Raw genomic sequence first — 15316 nt, 5'->3', positions numbered from 1 at the left:
TTCAGAACGCCACACCGGCGCAGAGGATCAGGTTGGCGTAGGGAGTCACCTCGCCGCTGCGCACGATCGCCTTGCTCTGGCGGGAGCGAGCCTTGAACGCTTCGTGCAGGCAGTACTCGATGGTGATGGGCTTGCCTTGAGCCGCGGCGTGCGCCTCCAGCTGATCCACCAGCGCCTGATGGGTGGCGGGGCTGATCGCCTTGATCTCGCTTGCCATGATCACCTTCTCCACCACCAGGTCGGTGAGCAAGGCGGTCAGCACGGTTTCAAGGCTCGGCGTCCCCGCCATCAGCGCCAGATCGATGCGCTCGGGGCCTGCCGGAATGGGCAGGCCAGCGTCGCAGACGGTGATCTCGTCGGTGTGGCCCATCTGCGCGACCAGCGCGCTTAAGGGAGCATTGAGCAGCTTGCCTCGTTTCATACAGCACCTCGGCGGCCTGGGACCGCATATGGATATTGAGTTGGGCAATCGGTTACGCAACCGGTTGCGTCATTAGGGCGAAAGATAGGTGTTAACCGTTAACGGGTCTAGGCAGTGATGACGAAAATGTGAAAACGATCTCAGTGACAGGGCAATTTCAGAAGAAACGGGTGCCAGAAGAGCACCCGTCTGAGAGGCGTCGCCGGATGTTGCCCGTACAAAAAGGCGTACCCGGCGCGAGGAGATCAGAGGGCGAGCGCCGCCTGCACTGCGGGGCGGGCCAGCATGCGCTGATAGTGATCCGCCACCTTGGGAAACTCGCTGATGGCCACCCCGTCGCTCTCGAGCCAGCCTGCAATCACGAAGAGGTAGATGTCGGCCAGGCTGAAGCGCTCCCCCAGTACCCAGGGGCCGGCCAGATAGTGGCGCTCAATCTGGTCAAAGCCATCGCGCATGTTCTGGGGCATCTTGGCCTGCATGGCAGCCATGGCCTGTTCATCGTCGGCCCAGCGGCCGGGACGGCGTCCATGGGCATGGGCAACATGGACGGTGGAGACGAGGAAACTGTGTACCTCCTGCATCCTGGCCAGGAGGAAGGGGTCATCCAATGGGGCCAGCCCGGCGTTAGGAAAACGCTGGGCCACGTAGAGCAGCAGGGCCGGTGTTTCGGTCAGCACGCCATGATCCGTCACCAGTGCCGGGACTCGCCCCTTGGGATTGATGGCGAGGTAGTCGGGGCTGCGCTGTTCACCAGCGGCCAGATCCAGGCGCTTGACAAGGTGAGGGGCACCGGCCTCCACCAGAGCGATGCGCACCGCCATGGCACAGGTACCCGGGGCAAGATAGAGCGTCAGTTCGGACATGACCGTTTTCCTTGTGTGAGAGAGAAGAGCCAGTGGACATCTCGTCCGCCAGCGCGCGCCATTATCCTACCCCCGTTGGACAGAGGGGCCAAGGGTGAGGGGGAACTTCATCAAGAAGGGCTGCAAGGCCTTTGGTATCAATGGCTTTCTGAACGGAAGATAACAGGAAAAACGGCTACGCATGCCGGTTCAAACCGCTATAATGTGCCACCTTGGATCAGTCGTCAGTGAATGTTGGACAGTCAATTGAGTAATAGAATGCGGATCGGTGGAACCCTCGAACAGTCCCTCAGCCAGGGATATCGTCTGGACCTGCAAGGGGTGTTGAAAGAGGGGTGGCAACAGACTCGTCGTACCGGTTTCGGATTGGCGCTGGCCATCGCCGGGGTCATGGCAATCTGGATCCTGCTGAGCAATACCTTGCTGACACCCTATGTCGCCCGTGAAGGGGGGGATATGGATATGGCCCTGATCCTGAGCCTGCTGGTCACGGTGATCATGTCACCCATGACCTCCTCCCTCGACATGCTGGGGTTGCAGCAGTCGGTGGGGGTGCGCGCCCGGCCGAGCCAGGTATTCGACTTCTTCCGCCACTTCCTGCGCCTGGGCAGCCTGAGTCTGCTCGGCAGCCTCATCACCAGCCTGTTTGGCCCCCTGTTCGAGCTGCTGGGCGTGCCGGTGATGCTGGCCTTCATCCCTTCCGCCCTGGTGGGCATGGGGCTGGTGTTTACCGTACCTCTGGTGCTGGAGCGCGGTCTTTCCCCGGCTCAGGCCATTCTGGTCTCCCTCAAGCTCTTTGCCCGGGGATGGCCCAGCATAGTGCTGCTGCACGGGGTCATGCTGGCACTCTTCTTCCTGGCGCTCATCCCCATGGGGCTGGGACTTATCTGGGTGGCGCCGCTCTACTTCAACTGCAAGGGCATTCTCTACCGGGATCTGTGTGGGGTGGCAGTCGAAGTGACCGAGGTTGCCAGTGGCAACGACGGGCAGGGCCCGGATCATTTCAACGCATAACGGGATACCAGGGGATCAGCCGGTGTCGACCCGCCCGGAACATGATGCAAAAGGATGGCATATGAACAAGCGATACGGGATGGCGGCGCTCCTGCTGATGCCCATGCTGGGACAGGCTGAGCCGTCCCTTGAACTCGACTACGGCACCTTCTACAGCCAGATGAAGACCTTCGCCAAGGGGGAATTTGGCCATGCCAGACTGGGCTTTTATCTGGCCAGTCAACAGAACGGTCGGCGATGCGGGCTCACCTCGGCCCGGGTCTCGACCCCGGACAGGGATGTGCCCGCCGAGGTCACGGTGGATGGCGAACTGCGTCTGCCCTATGACGAAGATCTCAACCTCGACAAGGCGATCGTGGTGGTGGGGCTCACCGAGGCCCATGCCGCCTGCGATCTGTCGGTACAGGTGATGGCTGACGCCCCCGCCACACCCGAGGTGCCGCTGGCCGAGCTCGTCTCGCGCCAGCAGCAGATGCAGCGATTGCTCGACAAGATGGCCGGCATGGTCGGCCAGTATTTCCTGCCCAAGATGGAAGGGGTGCGGATCTCCATGGTGGCGCCCGCAGGCACAGCCTACCTTGTGGAGGGGGCCCGTCAGGAGGCCGTCTCCTGGCAGCAGGGGCAACTGCTGCTCAGCAATGCGCAGCTGAAGGGGTTTGCCCAGGGCAAGCTGCAACTGCAAGGGGAGATCCTGCGTCTGACCCCCTGGCTGCACAAGGGGTAGCGACCCGAGTCCGCAGATTGCCAGAATGAAAAAAGGAGCGCCTGGCGCTCCTTTTCTGTGGGTGACGGGGCTTAGCGCACCTCAATCACGTCCAGCATGTCCATCTCGTCGATGTCCAGCAGCGGCGCCTTGGGCAGCTCGGGCGGATCAAATGCCTTGTCGCCACCGTCGATGATGCCGGAGTCGCGGTTGATGCTCTTGAAGTCAAACAGCTGGTGATCGAGCAGGTGGCTCGGGATCACGTCCTGAATGGCGGTGAACATGGTCTCGAGACGGCCCGGGAAGCGGCGATCCCACTCCTGCATCATCTGCTTGATGGCCTGGCGCTGCAGGTTCTCCTGGGAGCCGCACAGGTTGCAGGGGATGATGGGGAAGGCCTTGACCTCGGCATAGCGCACCAGGTCTTTCTCCTTGCAGTAGGCCAGGGGGCGGATCACCACGTTCTTGCCATCGTCGCTCACCAGCTTGGGGGGCATGGATTTGAGCTTGCCACCGTAGAACATGTTGAGGAACAGAGTCTCGAGGATGTCGTCACGGTGATGGCCAAGGGCGATCTTGGTGCAACCCAGCTCCTGGGCGGTGCGATACAGAATGCCACGACGCAGGCGGGAGCAGAGCGCGCAGGTGGTCTTGCCCTCTGGTACCTTCTCCTTGACGATGGAGTAGGTATCTTCTTCCACGATCTTGAAGTCGATGCCGAGGGTGCTCAGGTATTCAGGCAGCACGTGCTCGGGGAAGCCGGGTTGCTTCTGATCCAGGTTGACGGCCACCAGATCGAAATGGATGGGGGCGCTGGCCTTCAGGCTCATCAGGATGTCGAGCATGGCAAAGCTGTCCTTGCCGCCAGACAGGCAGACCATGATCTTGTCACCCTCTTCAATCATGTTGAAGTCGGCGATGGCCTGGCCCACGTTGCGCCGCAGGCGTTTCTGCAGCTTGTTGAAACTGTATTTCTCTTTGGCGTTAAGCTCTTCTAGCATGGCCTCAAACCCGGGACAAAAATAAGCGGCTTATTATAGCCATGTCCCGGGGGAGGGCAAGAAACGCTTATGCAGGATGACGCCTGTCATCCACAGGGCAGCTGTAATCGTCGGGTTTGAGGATGAGAATGTCGCAGTTGAGCCTGTCCACCACGTGCTCGGCGGTGTTGCCAAGCAGGGCGGCAGAGAGGCCGGTACGGCCGACGCATCCCATGATCATCAGGGTGGCATTCAGATCGTCCGCCATGTCCGGCAGCACCTCCTCCGGCAAGCCTTCCGCCACCTTGGTCCACATGTGGTTGATGCCGAACTGATCGGCATGCTCCCGCAGCAGATCTTCATGGTGTTTGCGAATGGCATCGTTGTAGGCGTTGGGATCGAACTCTGGCAGTTCGATGGCGACATTGACCGGGGTGCCCGGGTAGGTGTTGACCAGATAGAGACTGGCACCAAGCAGCTCGGCGATGGCGATCCCCTCGCGGGTGATCCGCTCGTTGAGCACCTTCTGCTCCTTGTCATCGCTCGAGCAGTTGATGGCGGCAATCAGGTTGCCCCCCCGTTGCCAGTGCCCTTCTTTTACCAGCAGAACCGGACAGGGGCATTTGCGCAGCAGGTGCCAGTCGGTGGGGGTGAAGATGAAGGTTTGCAGGAAGGAGTGTTTGTGAGTCGCCTTGACGACCAGATCGTGACGCTGTTCCAGCACTTCCTGAATGACGCACTCGAAGGGACGGTTGTGCCAGAGCACTTTCACCTCGCATTCCAGCCCTCTGGCCCGATAGGGAGCGAGGATCTCGTCGAGCCACTCCCGACGTTGGGCGATGACACCATGGCGCATCTCTTCCCGCTCGTCTGCCGAGAGCATGGCGGTCATCTCGTAAGAGAAGTCGTAAATCGTCAGGAGCAGGGTCAGCTGGGCGCCCTCATCCAGCTCGGCGACCTTGACCGCGCGCTCGAGCGCGATCTGGCGCTCCTCCTCGGGATTGATCACCACCAGAATGTTTCGGTACTTGACCATGTTCTCCTCCTTGGCAAAAAGGCCAATGATGGCAACTCTTTAGCTATTACAGCTTAGTCCAAGGGGGGAGGCGGGAAGGTGTGCCGGATCAAATTTCAGGGTGCTCCGATCCGGCAAAAGAGGAAATAAACGGGGATTAACCGCAGGGAGGACGAGTGGCTCCGGCCATGACGCCCAAGGCAACGTTGTCCAGTACAGTAATGTATTTGCCTTTGACGCTGATAAGACCGGATTTCTGGAAACGGCCCAGCAGGCGGCTGATGGTCTCGACGGTGAGACCGAGGTAGTTGCCGATGTCCCCACGGGTCATGGAGAGGCGGAACTCCTTGGCGGAGAAGCCGCGCTCGGAGAAACGAACCGAGAGATTGTGCAGGAAAGCAGCGAGGCGCTCTTCGGCGTTCTTTTTGGAGAGCAGCAGTATCATCTCCTGGTCGCCCATGATCTCGTTGCTCATCAGCCGCATGATCTGCTGGCGCAGTTTGGGCATCTTGCCAGAGAGGTCGTCAAGCACATCGAACGGTATTTCGCACACCATGGCGGTTTCCAGCGCCTGGGCGAAGGAGGGGTGGGCCTGCTTGTGGATGGCGTCGAAACCGACCAGATCACCGGCGAGGTGGAAGGCGGTGATCTGTTCGTCACCCTGTTCGGTGATGGTGTATGACTTGATGGTCCCGGAACGTATGGCATAGAGCGACTTGAGCTCATCGCCGGCCTTGAACAACTCTTCACCCTTCTGGATCGGCTTTTTGCGCTCGATGATGCTGTCCAGCTGATCGAGCTCGTTGTCGTTCAGGGTGAAGGGGATGCAGAGCTGGCTGATGCTGCAATCCTGGCAATGAATTGCACAGCCACCGCTCTGAATACGTCTGCCAGGTTTCTTGTCCGGGATCATAGGCTCAAATGAATAATTGATTTATATCAAACAAGTTTACCACCATCTCATCCGTTTTGGATAGGGTTTCAAAAGGACGCCATCCCGATCCAGAGGGTGTGGATCCCGTAGGCAATAAGCAGCAAGGCGCCCCCAAGGCGCAGGCTGCGCAGGGTGAGCCAGTAGCGCAATCGGTCTGCCAGCCCCCCCAGCGCAAACAGGGTCGGCAGCGTGCCGAGGCCGAAAAAGAGCATGATGAGTGCCCCGCCACTCGCGGAGCCTGCGGCAGCGCTCCAGGTCAGCATGGAGTAGACGAGGCCGCAAGGGAGCCAGCCCCATATCATGCCAAAGGGGAGAGCCTGCCAGGCTGATGTAAACGGGAGAAACCTGCCTGCCAGCGGCTTGATGAGAGGCCAGAACTTCGCACCGATGCGCTCGAGCAGCAAGACGCCATGCCACCAGCCAGCCAAGTAGAGGCCGAGCGCTATCATCAGCAGGGCGGCGATGAGGCGAAGCCCTGCCAGGGCGTGTTTGCCAGCGCCTATCTCCGTGGTGGTGGCGAGCAAGCCGCCCACCAGCGCGCCCGCCAGCACATAGCTCAGGATGCGCCCCAGGTTGTAGTTGAGCAGATAACCGAGCCTGCCCAAAAAATGCTGCTTCTCGGTAGGTATGGCCATGGAGAGCGCTGCGGACACGCCGCCGCACATGCCGATACAGTGGCCGGCACCGGCAAGCCCGACCAGCAGGGCGCCCATGAGGTCAAGGCTGCTGGTCATGGGGCCTGCTTTCCTGTTCTGCTTGTTGTTCAGGGGGGGGCAAGGGGCGTTGCTCCTCGTCAAACAGGATGTTGGAGCCCTGCCTGTCGAGATCCTCGAACTGCTCGGAGCGGATGGCCCAGAAGAAGACGGCGCCGGCGATGACAACGAACAGGATGGCGATGGGGATGAGGACGAAGATGATGTTCAAGGTGCGGACCCTGTGGTGAAAGGGGGATGATAACCCGGCGAGGCAAGAGGTGCCGCCACCCGGGAGGATGCCAGACGGCTGCTCACCGGTTGAGCCGCATGGAGTTGGTGACCACGATGAGGGAGCTCAGGGACATGCCAGCAGCCGCCAGATAAGGGGGGAGCCAGCCACTGGCCGCCAGCGGCAGCACCAGCAGGTTGTAGCCGATGGACCAGGCAAAGTTCTCCTTGATGATCTTGCGAGTGCGCAGGGCCAGGGCCCGGGCGGCCAGCAGACGGGAGAGATCGTCGGCCAGCAGGATGGCGTCGGCACTGTTTTTGGCCAGATCCGTGCCCCCCGCCATGGCAAAGGACGCGTGGGCGCCGGCCAGCACAGGGGCGTCGTTGATGCCATCTCCCACCATGATGCTGATATCCCCGGCCGCTTCCCGGGCCTTGAGATAGGCCAGCTTGCCGTCCGGGGTGACCCCTTTTACCAGCTCATCGACCCCCAGCTCGCGGGCCAGCATGTCCGCCTGGTCCGAACCGTCGCCGGTGAGAATGGTGGTTTGCAGGCCTGCCTCCCTGAAGGCCTGGATCAGTGCACCGGCATCGGGGCGCAGCGTGTCGGCCAGGATGAAACGGGCCAGCAGTCCGTGTTCATCGGCCAGATAGATGGCCAGCCCTTGAACGGCATTCTCTTCCTGCGCCAGTTCTAGCCAGCGTGCACTGCCGATGCGGTAATGCTTGCCCTCAATCACCCCCTGCATGCCGTGGCCGATGACGGGGGTGACGTCGCTGGCGGTGAGCGGCACCCCGTCCGCCAGTGGTTTGCTTCGAAACGCACGGGCGATGGGGTGCTCGGAGTAGGTCTCCAGGGCCTGGGCGAGGGCGAGGCAGCGGGCTGCGTCGAGCTCGCCGAGGGGCTGGGTGCTCACCAGGCTGATGTTGCCCGTGGTCAGGGTTCCCGTCTTGTCCATCACGATGCGGTTGGCCCGGGTCAGAATGTCCAGCACGTGGCCGCGGCGCAGCAGGATGCCGCTGCGGGTCAGGTTGGCAGTGGCCGAGGTCAGTGCGGTCGGGGTGGCCAGCGAGAGGGCGCAGGGACAGGTCGCCACCAGCACCGCCAGGGTGACCCAGAAGGCCCGCTCGGGCTCATGAAAATGCCAGAAGGTCCAGACCGCGGCCGCAATGATCAGGAGCACCAGGATAAAGTGGCGCGACAGCACGTCCGCCAGTTGGGCGATGGCGGGCTTGTCGTCCAGAGCATGATCCTGCAGGCGCATGATCTGGGCGAGACGTGACTCTTCAATGGGATGGCTGACCCGGATCTCCAGGGGGGCATCGGTGTTGATGGTGCCTGCATAGACGGGATCCCCGGCCTGCTTGAGCAGGGGCAACTGTTCGCCAGTCAGCATGGATTCGTTGAGGCTGGCCTGGCCCAGGGTGACGATGCCGTCGGCTGGCAGAGTGGCCCCCGCGAGTACCCGCACCCTGTCTCCGACTCGCAGCGTCTTGGCGGCCACCTCGTGTTCGCCGTCATCATCGATGCGGGTCGCCATGATGGGCACCAGGCGCGCCAGGTTGGAGCTCGATTCCGACGCCTTGCGCCTCGCTCGCAGTTCCAGCAGACGGCCCAACAGCAGGAAGAAGACGAACATGGTGATGGAGTCGTAATAGACCTCACCCGTGTTGAAGACCGTGGCCCAGATGGAGGCGACGAAGGCGCCGATCAGTGCCAGCGATACCGACACATCCATGGAGAGGTGCCCCTGCTTCAGGCTGCGCCATGCCCCCACGTAAAAAGGCTGGGCCGAGTAGATCATGATGGGGGTGGAGAGCAGAAGGCTTATCCACTTGAAGTAGATCATGAACTCCTCTTCCACTCTGATGAAGAGGTCCATGTAGAGTGCCACGGCGCACATCATCACCTGCATGGAGCCAAGCCCGGCCAGCGCCATGCGGAACATGTAGCTGCGCACCTCTTTGGCGTAGAGCGCTTCCTGCTGATGAGTCTGGAAGGGATAGGCGCGATAGCCGACCCTGGCAAAGCCCTTGAGAATGTCGCTCAAAGAGAGCTGGGCCGGATCCCACTTGATGCGGGCGCGATGGGTGGTGGTATTGACGTTGATGTAACGCAGACCGCGCAGGGTCATCAGGTGCCGCTCGATGAGCCAGGCACAGGCGGCGCAGGTCAAGCCTTCCACCGTCAGCTGGATCTCGCGCGTAGTTTCGCGACCCGTACCGGTGTCGGTGACGAACTCCTGCTGCACCTCCGCCAGATCGTAGTGGGTAAGGGCGGCGAGCTCTTCGGGCACCAGCTCCCCCTTGATGCCGGGAGCGGTGCGGTGTTCGTAATAACTGGCGAGGCCGCATTCGAGAATGGTCTGTGCCACGGCTTGGCAGCCAGGGCAGCACATCGGCTGAACGATGCCTTTGATCTCGAGAGTAAAGTTACTGCCAGTGGGAACCGGTTCACCACAGTGAAAACAGCCGGTCATGGTGATCATCCCTCTTTGATGCAGCCCTGCAGGCCGGGTCGGGGAGAAGGGCGGCTGACCGGCGTGCCGATCACCCTGCCTTCGTGATTCAACGTCCCTTGGGATCGAGCTCAATCGCTGTCTGAGTCGGCAGTTGTGCCGTCTCCTGGAGGCGCCATTCATGGTTGAAGGCATCGACCCGCACGTGCCACTTACCGGTGAGGGGCTTGTCCAGCATCAGGCGATAGACTCCCTTGCCATCGGCCGTCAACAGATGTTCGCTGTCCAGGCCCGCCAACGTGGGATGAAACAGGGAGAGGTGCAGTGCCTGCCCGGGGGGGAAATCCCCGGACAGTGGATTTAACGTCAGCTCCTTGTCGCTGACATTGAGGGCGATACGGATGCCGAGCGCCTCGGCGCGATCGAACTTGCTGAGATCCTGGTTAATCTCCTTGCCCTGCTTGTAGTAGTCCTCCGCCACCAGGTTGACCCCATCCTTGCTGGCAATGATGGCGGTGGCGATGCTGCCTACCACGGCGGCACAGGGGAGGGCGATGATGAACCAGGGCCAGAATTGGCGATACCAGGGTTGGGTCATGATGCTACCGAAACAAATGGTTAACGAAATGGCGGTAATTCAGCCAACACAAGATAACAAAAAGCCTCGAAGAGTCGAGGCTTTTTGCTGATTAATCACGTGCTTATCACATGTTACTGCTGATTCTGCCGATCGTTGTGGGACAAGCTGTAAACGTAGGAGGCGAGCAGGTGTACCTTGTCTTCCCCCAGAATGTCCTTCCAGGCCGGCATCACGCCGTGGCGCCCGTGGGTGATGGTCTGTTCGACCACCTGACGGGAGCCGCCATAGAGCCAGATGTTGTTGGTGAGATCCGGTGCGCCGAAGGCGATGCCGCCCTTGGCATCCGGGCCGTGGCAGGCGGCGCACAGGGCAAAGCGTGCTTCCCCTTTCTTGGCTTCCACCAGATCAACCTTGCGACCGGAGAGGCTCAGCACATAGGAGGCCACCTCCTTCACCCCGTCCTGACCCAGGATCTCGCCCCAGGCTGCCATGATCCCCTGACGACCGCCCATGATGGTGGTCTTGATCTGGTCGGGGGCGCCGCCCCACTGCCATTCGCTGTCGGTCAGGTTCGGGAAACCGCGGCCACCGCGGGCATCGGAGCCATGACACTGGGAACAGTTTTGCAGGAACAGGCGCTGACCCACCTTCAGGGCTTCCGGATCCTTGGCGATCTCGGTGATCTCCTTGTAGCTCTTGCCGTCAGCCTGATAGGTCAGCTCGCGGAACTTGGCGCCGTAGATCTCGTCGGCCTTGGCGAGTTCCCGGTCGTATTCCACCGCGCGTCCTTCGGCCTTGGCGGAAGCCGCCGCTGCCTTGGACTCGGCCAGGGAACGCACATCCTGGTTGGAGCTCTGCCAGCCCAGCAGACCCTTGAAGTTGCCAAGGCCCGGGAAGGCGAGCAGGTAGATGAGCCCGGTGACGATGAAGAAGAGGAACATATAGGACCACCACTTCGGCAGGGGATTGTTGATCTCCTCAATGCCGTCGAAGGTGTGACCCATGGGTTTGCCCTCTTCGGCCCCCATCTTGTCCTTCATGCACCAGGCCAGCAGCAGGAAGCAGCCGAGAATGGTGCCAAGGCTTATGACGGTCACAAAAATGCTAAACAGAGTGCTCATTATTGCTTCGCTCCTGCGTTCTTGTTATCAGCACTGGGTTGCTCGTCATCGGCAAAAACCAGGTTGGCGGCCTCGTCGAAAGAAGCCTTGCGGCGCTTGCTGTAGGCCCAGACGATGATGCCAATCATGATGACCATCAGCAGCAGGGTGTACAGGCCGCGAAATGTGCCGTAATCCATATCCCGACTCCTTATTTCAGGGCATGGCCCAGTGATTGCAGATAGGCGATCAGCGCATCCAGCTCGGTCTTGCCCTTGACGGCCTCACCGGCGCCGGCGATGTCGGCATCGGTATAGGGCACGCCGAAGTGATCCCGGAACAGAGCCAGCTTCTTGCCGGTCAGCTCGCCACTCAGCACATTGGTCTCGAGCCAGGGGAAGGCCGGCATGTTGGACTCGGGCACCACGTCGCGCGGGTTGATGAGGTGGGCGCGATGCCAGTCATCGGAGTAGCGGCCGCCGACCCGGGCCAGATCCGGGCCGGTACGCTTGGAGCCCCACAGGAAGGGGTGCTCCCACACGCTCTCGCCGGCAACCGAGTAGTGGCCGTAGCGTTCGGTCTCGGCGCGGAACGGGCGGATCATCTGGCTGTGGCAGACGGTGCAGCCTTCGCGGATGTAGATGTCGCGTCCTTCCATCTGCAGGGCGGTGTAGGGCTTGAGGCCCTCCACCGGCTCGTTGGTCTGCTTCTGGAAGAACAGGGGGGTGATTTCCACCAGGCCCCCCAGGCTGATGGCGAAGATGATGCCAATGACCAGCATGGGGACGCTTTTTTCAAAAATCTCGTGACGGTTGTTGTTGCTCATGCTTTAAACCCCTTCAAATCAGGTTGGCTGTGCGACGGGTTCCAGAGAACCCTTGGGCGCAGTGACGGTGCGATAGGCGTTGTAGGCCATCAGCAGCATGCCGGTGACGAAGAAGCAGCCACCCAGGAAGCGCACGAAGTAGAAGGGATAGGAAGCTTGCAGCGCCTCCACGAAGCTGTAGGTCAGGGTGCCGTCGTCGTTGACCGCACGCCACATCAGGCCCTGCATCACACCGGAAATCCACATGGCGACGATATAGAGCACGGTGCCCACGGTGGCCAGCCAGAAGTGGACGTTGATGAGTTTGATGCTGTACATGCGCCCCTGCCCGAACAGGTTCGGGATCAGGTGGTAGACGGCACCGATGGACACCATGGCAACCCAGCCCAGGGCACCGGAGTGAACGTGACCGATAGTCCAGTCGGTGTAGTGGGAGAGGGCGTTGACGGTCTTGATCGCCATCATGGGGCCTTCGAAGGTCGACATGCCGTAGAACGACAGGGAGACGATCAGGAAGCGCAGGATGGGGTCATAACGCAGCTTGTGCCAGGCACCCGAGAGGGTCATGATGCCGTTGATCATGCCGCCCCAGGAGGGCACGAACAGGATGAGGGACATCACCATGCCCAGCGACTGGGCCCAGTCAGGTAGGGCGGTATAGTGCAGGTGGTGCGGACCGGCCCAGATATAGAGGGAGATCAGCGCCCAGAAGTGCACGATGGAGAGGCGGTAGGAGTAGACGGGGCGACCCGCCTGCTTGGGCACGAAGTAGTACATCATGCCAAGGAAGCCCGCCGTCAGCAGGAAGCCCACCGCGTTGTGGCCATACCACCACTGCACCATGGCATCCATGGCGCCGGAGTACATGGAGTAGGACTTCATGCCGGAGAGGGGCACTTCCATGTTGTTGACGATGTGCAGCACGGCAACCGTGATGATGAAGGCACCGAAGAACCAGTTCGCCACATAGATGTGGGAGGTGGTGCGCTTGACCAGGGTGCCGAAGAAGACGATGGCATAGCTCACCCAGACCACGGCGATGGCGATGTCGATGGGCCACTCCAGCTCGGCGTACTCTTTGGAGGTGGTGTACCCCAGCGGCAGCGAGATGGCTGCAGACAGAATGATCGCCTGCCAGCCCCAGAACACGAAGGAGGCGAGGGGACCACCAAACAGCCGGACCTGACAGGTGCGTTGCACCACGTAGAAGGAGGTGGCCATCAGGGCGCTGCAACCAAATGCGAAGATGACCGCATTGGTATGCAGGGGACGCAGACGGCTGTACGTCAGCCAGGGGGTGTCGAAGTTGAGGGCAGGCCAGATCAGCTGGGCTGCAATCAATACACCCACCGACATGCCGACGATACCCCAGACAATCGTCATGACGGTGAACTGGCGCACAACGGTGTAGTTGTACTCAGGGTGGTTTGTTGTATGGCTCATCGTTGTATTCCGCTTCCGATGCTGTTGTTTGTGTTGCCCGGTGTCCTGGGCCATTTTCACCCCGGTTTTGCAAAATCCTCTCGTTAACATCTGTTAATAAAAGGAAAAGCAAAAGGTGGTTAAATGAAAATCCATTGAGAATGATACTGAAATGACCGGTAAAATAACAGTACAAACAGTGATATATTTGGCTCCAGCGGGTCTCATGCCCGCCAGTTTTTACCTTGCGCCAGATCACGAAAATTACATTTTCAACGTACCTTACAGAGCTGTTTTTTCATGAAAGAGAGACTCACTTCACGCAAAATCGTCCACCTGTCCATGGTGCTGGTCATTTTGCTCTCCCTGATGGCCTATCGAACCTGGTTTTCAGGCGCAGGAAGCGACCATGCAGAGGGCACCAATGTTCAGATTTGTGATCTGTCCCACAGCCCCTGCCGCCTCATCGTCGGGGATCGCCCGCTGACGGTCAGCATCGATGGCTTGCCGATCCGCCCTGAACATGACTTTGTCCTGCGCCTTCAAGGGGGTGTGCCGGCCATCACGCCGGTCAAGGCCTGGCTCGAGGGCAAGGAGATGTTCATGGGGCTCATCCCCGTGCTGTTTGAAGCCAGCGATGCGGGGTGGCGAGGGGTGACCCAGGTGGGAAGTTGTACGACCGAGGCGATGGACTGGCTGCTGACCATCGAGTGGAGCAATGGCCAGCGCCATCAACTGACGCTGGGCGCGGCACGTTGAATGGACTCTCATCGGGACCCAGGAGGGGGGATAAATCAAAATTGATTTGAAATTTTCAGGCAGGACGGTACCTTGCATTGATTATCAAGGAGTGAAGTTCATTTAATCATGATTGAAAAACAAGCATTTTATCGCACGCTCAACCAGCAGGCCCAGGCATTGCTAGAGGGCGAACCCGACATGATCGCCACCCTGGCAAACCTGTCTGCCCTGCTCAATCAGGAACTAGCTGACATCAACTGGGTTGGTTTCTACCTGCTGCAGGGCGAGACCCTGGTGCTCGGCCCGTTCCAGGGCAAGCCGGCCTGTGTGCGCATCCCGGTCGGGCGCGGCGTCTGTGGCACAGCGGTTGCCGAGGGCAAGACCCAGCTGGTGGACGACGTGCACCAGTTCGCGGGGCACATTGCGTGCGACGGTGCCAGCAACTCGGAAATCGTGATCCCGCTGCGCCGTGGCGGGGAGATCATCGGGGTGCTGGACATCGACAGTCCAATCTTTAACCGCTTTGACGAGCAGGACCGGATTGGCCTCGAAGAAACGGTGCAAATTTTGGAAAGCATGCTCTAAGTCATTGCTAGATGGTTCGCAAAAGGTCCCAAGCTCTCTATAATGGGGCCTTTGTTGTGTTCGGGCATGCCCGTGCGTCTATATGAAAGCCAAGGTTATACATGGAAAACACTGAAAAGCTGAAGAACAGTAAAGAGATCGTCGCCTACCTGGTCGAGAAATTCCCGGCCTGCTTCATCGCTGAAGGAGAGGCCAAGCCACTCAAGATTGGCATCTTCCAGGATCTGGCCGCGCGTCTTGCTGATGACGAGAGAGTCTCCAAGACCATGCTGCGCTCTGCTCTGCGTCAATACACCTCCAGCTGGCGTTACCTGCATGGCCTCAAGGCTGGCCAGGCCCGTGTCGATCTGGACGGCAACCCGGGCGAGCTGCTCACCGAAGAGCACATCGAGCATGCCAAACAGGCGCTCAAGGAGAGCAAGGAACGTGTCTTTGCCAGCCGCCGCACCAACACCAAGGAGAAGGAAGACAAGCCCAAGCAGCCGCGTCGCAACGCGCCGCGCAAGGCTGACGCTCCCCGCTCCGACAAGCCCAAGTCCGCCCCTGCTCCCAAGGCTGCACCGGTCGCCGATGCGCCGCTGGTGAAAGTGGATGCCGCTACTCTGAAAGTCGAGCAGGGCGTGCGCGTCGTGCTGGGCAAGTCCCCTGTGCCTGCGACCATCAAGGAAGTGACCAAGGATGACGTACAGGTTCAATTGCAGACCGGCATGATGTTGCGGGTCAAGTTCGAGCATCTGGTTCTCTAAGGAG

At 60.3% G+C, this 15316-nt stretch carries 18 protein-coding genes; 5 read left to right on the top strand and 13 right to left on the bottom strand.

Features of this window, described 5'->3' with window-relative positions; translation table 11 throughout:
* Position 1: 1 nt before the first annotated feature.
* Together rbsD and OKC41_RS02430 are read right to left on the bottom strand one after the other, a co-directional pair.
* On the bottom strand, positions 2 to 421 hold the full coding sequence (rbsD, locus tag OKC41_RS02435) for a D-ribose pyranase (RefSeq protein ID WP_048207718.1): 420 nt from the start codon (positions 419 to 421) through the stop codon (positions 2 to 4).
* 245 nt (positions 422 to 666) lie between these two features.
* Positions 667 to 1284 (bottom strand): glutathione S-transferase family protein, encoded by a 618-nt coding sequence (locus tag OKC41_RS02430; RefSeq protein ID WP_201893908.1) that lies wholly within the window; start codon positions 1282 to 1284, stop codon positions 667 to 669.
* 258 nt (positions 1285 to 1542) lie between these two features.
* Between OKC41_RS02430 and OKC41_RS02425 the strand changes: the two genes are divergently transcribed.
* Together OKC41_RS02425 and OKC41_RS02420 are read left to right on the top strand one after the other, a co-directional pair.
* On the top strand, positions 1543 to 2298 hold the full coding sequence (locus OKC41_RS02425; protein WP_042017089.1) for a hypothetical protein: 756 nt from the start codon (positions 1543 to 1545) through the stop codon (positions 2296 to 2298).
* 61 nt (positions 2299 to 2359) lie between these two features.
* Complete coding sequence (locus tag OKC41_RS02420; protein ID WP_041215137.1) at positions 2360 to 3022, top strand: DUF2987 domain-containing protein; 663 nt, start codon at positions 2360 to 2362, stop codon at positions 3020 to 3022.
* Between the two features lie 71 nt (positions 3023 to 3093).
* Here OKC41_RS02420 and ttcA read toward each other — a convergent pair whose 3' ends face one another.
* From ttcA to ccoN, 11 genes are all read right to left on the bottom strand, one after another.
* Complete coding sequence (ttcA, locus tag OKC41_RS02415) at positions 3094 to 4002, bottom strand: tRNA 2-thiocytidine(32) synthetase TtcA (RefSeq protein WP_010674783.1); 909 nt, start codon at positions 4000 to 4002, stop codon at positions 3094 to 3096.
* Positions 4003 to 4069: 67 nt separating this feature from the next.
* Positions 4070 to 5017, bottom strand: coding sequence for a universal stress protein UspE (gene uspE / locus OKC41_RS02410; protein ID WP_042863884.1), 948 nt, complete (start codon positions 5015 to 5017; stop codon positions 4070 to 4072).
* 136 nt (positions 5018 to 5153) lie between these two features.
* Complete coding sequence (locus OKC41_RS02405; protein ID WP_041215139.1) at positions 5154 to 5909, bottom strand: FNR family transcription factor; 756 nt, start codon at positions 5907 to 5909, stop codon at positions 5154 to 5156.
* A gap of 68 nt (positions 5910 to 5977) precedes the next feature.
* Positions 5978 to 6664 (bottom strand): sulfite exporter TauE/SafE family protein, encoded by a 687-nt coding sequence (locus tag OKC41_RS02400; protein ID WP_113070249.1) that lies wholly within the window; start codon positions 6662 to 6664, stop codon positions 5978 to 5980.
* Positions 6648 to 6854, bottom strand: a complete 207-nt coding sequence (ccoS, locus tag OKC41_RS02395) for a cbb3-type cytochrome oxidase assembly protein CcoS (RefSeq protein ID WP_045524885.1) — start codon at positions 6852 to 6854, stop codon at positions 6648 to 6650. Before ccoS ends, OKC41_RS02400 begins: the two co-directional genes overlap by 17 nt.
* An 82-nt stretch (positions 6855 to 6936) precedes the next feature.
* Positions 6937 to 9333: a heavy metal translocating P-type ATPase gene (locus OKC41_RS02390; protein WP_201893910.1), complete on the bottom strand. Its 2397-nt coding sequence runs from the start codon at positions 9331 to 9333 to the stop codon at positions 6937 to 6939.
* 88 nt (positions 9334 to 9421) lie between these two features.
* The gene (locus tag OKC41_RS02385; RefSeq protein ID WP_201893912.1) at positions 9422 to 9910 is read right to left on the bottom strand and encodes a FixH family protein; all 489 of its coding nucleotides are present in this window, start codon (positions 9908 to 9910) and stop codon (positions 9422 to 9424) included.
* Positions 9911 to 10023: 113 nt separating this feature from the next.
* Positions 10024 to 11013, bottom strand: a complete 990-nt coding sequence (gene ccoP, locus OKC41_RS02380) for a cytochrome-c oxidase, cbb3-type subunit III (RefSeq protein ID WP_201893914.1) — start codon at positions 11011 to 11013, stop codon at positions 10024 to 10026.
* Entirely contained in the window at positions 11013 to 11192 is a 180-nt protein-coding gene (locus tag OKC41_RS02375) for a CcoQ/FixQ family Cbb3-type cytochrome c oxidase assembly chaperone (protein WP_010674775.1), read from the bottom strand. The genes ccoP and OKC41_RS02375 overlap by 1 nt, the downstream gene beginning before the upstream one ends.
* An 11-nt stretch (positions 11193 to 11203) precedes the next feature.
* Positions 11204 to 11818 carry a cytochrome-c oxidase, cbb3-type subunit II gene (ccoO, locus tag OKC41_RS02370; RefSeq protein WP_010674774.1) on the bottom strand — a complete coding sequence of 205 codons (615 nt, stop codon included), beginning with the start codon at positions 11816 to 11818 and terminating at the stop codon, positions 11204 to 11206.
* A gap of 18 nt (positions 11819 to 11836) precedes the next feature.
* A complete protein-coding gene (gene ccoN / locus OKC41_RS02365) occupies positions 11837 to 13261 on the bottom strand; it encodes a cytochrome-c oxidase, cbb3-type subunit I (RefSeq protein ID WP_270671686.1) in 1425 nt (474 codons plus the stop codon).
* Between the two features lie 279 nt (positions 13262 to 13540).
* Between ccoN and OKC41_RS02360 the strand changes: the two genes are divergently transcribed.
* From OKC41_RS02360 to proQ, 3 genes are all read left to right on the top strand, one after another.
* Positions 13541 to 13999: a hypothetical protein gene (locus tag OKC41_RS02360; protein WP_201893916.1), complete on the top strand. Its 459-nt coding sequence runs from the start codon at positions 13541 to 13543 to the stop codon at positions 13997 to 13999.
* Positions 14000 to 14107: 108 nt separating this feature from the next.
* Positions 14108 to 14566, top strand: a complete 459-nt coding sequence (locus OKC41_RS02355) for a GAF domain-containing protein (protein ID WP_010674771.1) — start codon at positions 14108 to 14110, stop codon at positions 14564 to 14566.
* Positions 14567 to 14667: 101 nt separating this feature from the next.
* Positions 14668 to 15312: an RNA chaperone ProQ gene (proQ, locus tag OKC41_RS02350; RefSeq protein ID WP_010674770.1), complete on the top strand. Its 645-nt coding sequence runs from the start codon at positions 14668 to 14670 to the stop codon at positions 15310 to 15312.
* Positions 15313 to 15316 lie beyond the last annotated feature (4 nt).

The organism is Aeromonas sp. QDB17, assembly GCF_027705305.1.
Lineage (GTDB): Bacteria > Pseudomonadota > Gammaproteobacteria > Enterobacterales > Aeromonadaceae > Aeromonas > Aeromonas caviae.
Note: the sequence above shows the minus strand (reverse complement) of the source record. Positions and strands in the feature narration are given on the sequence as shown.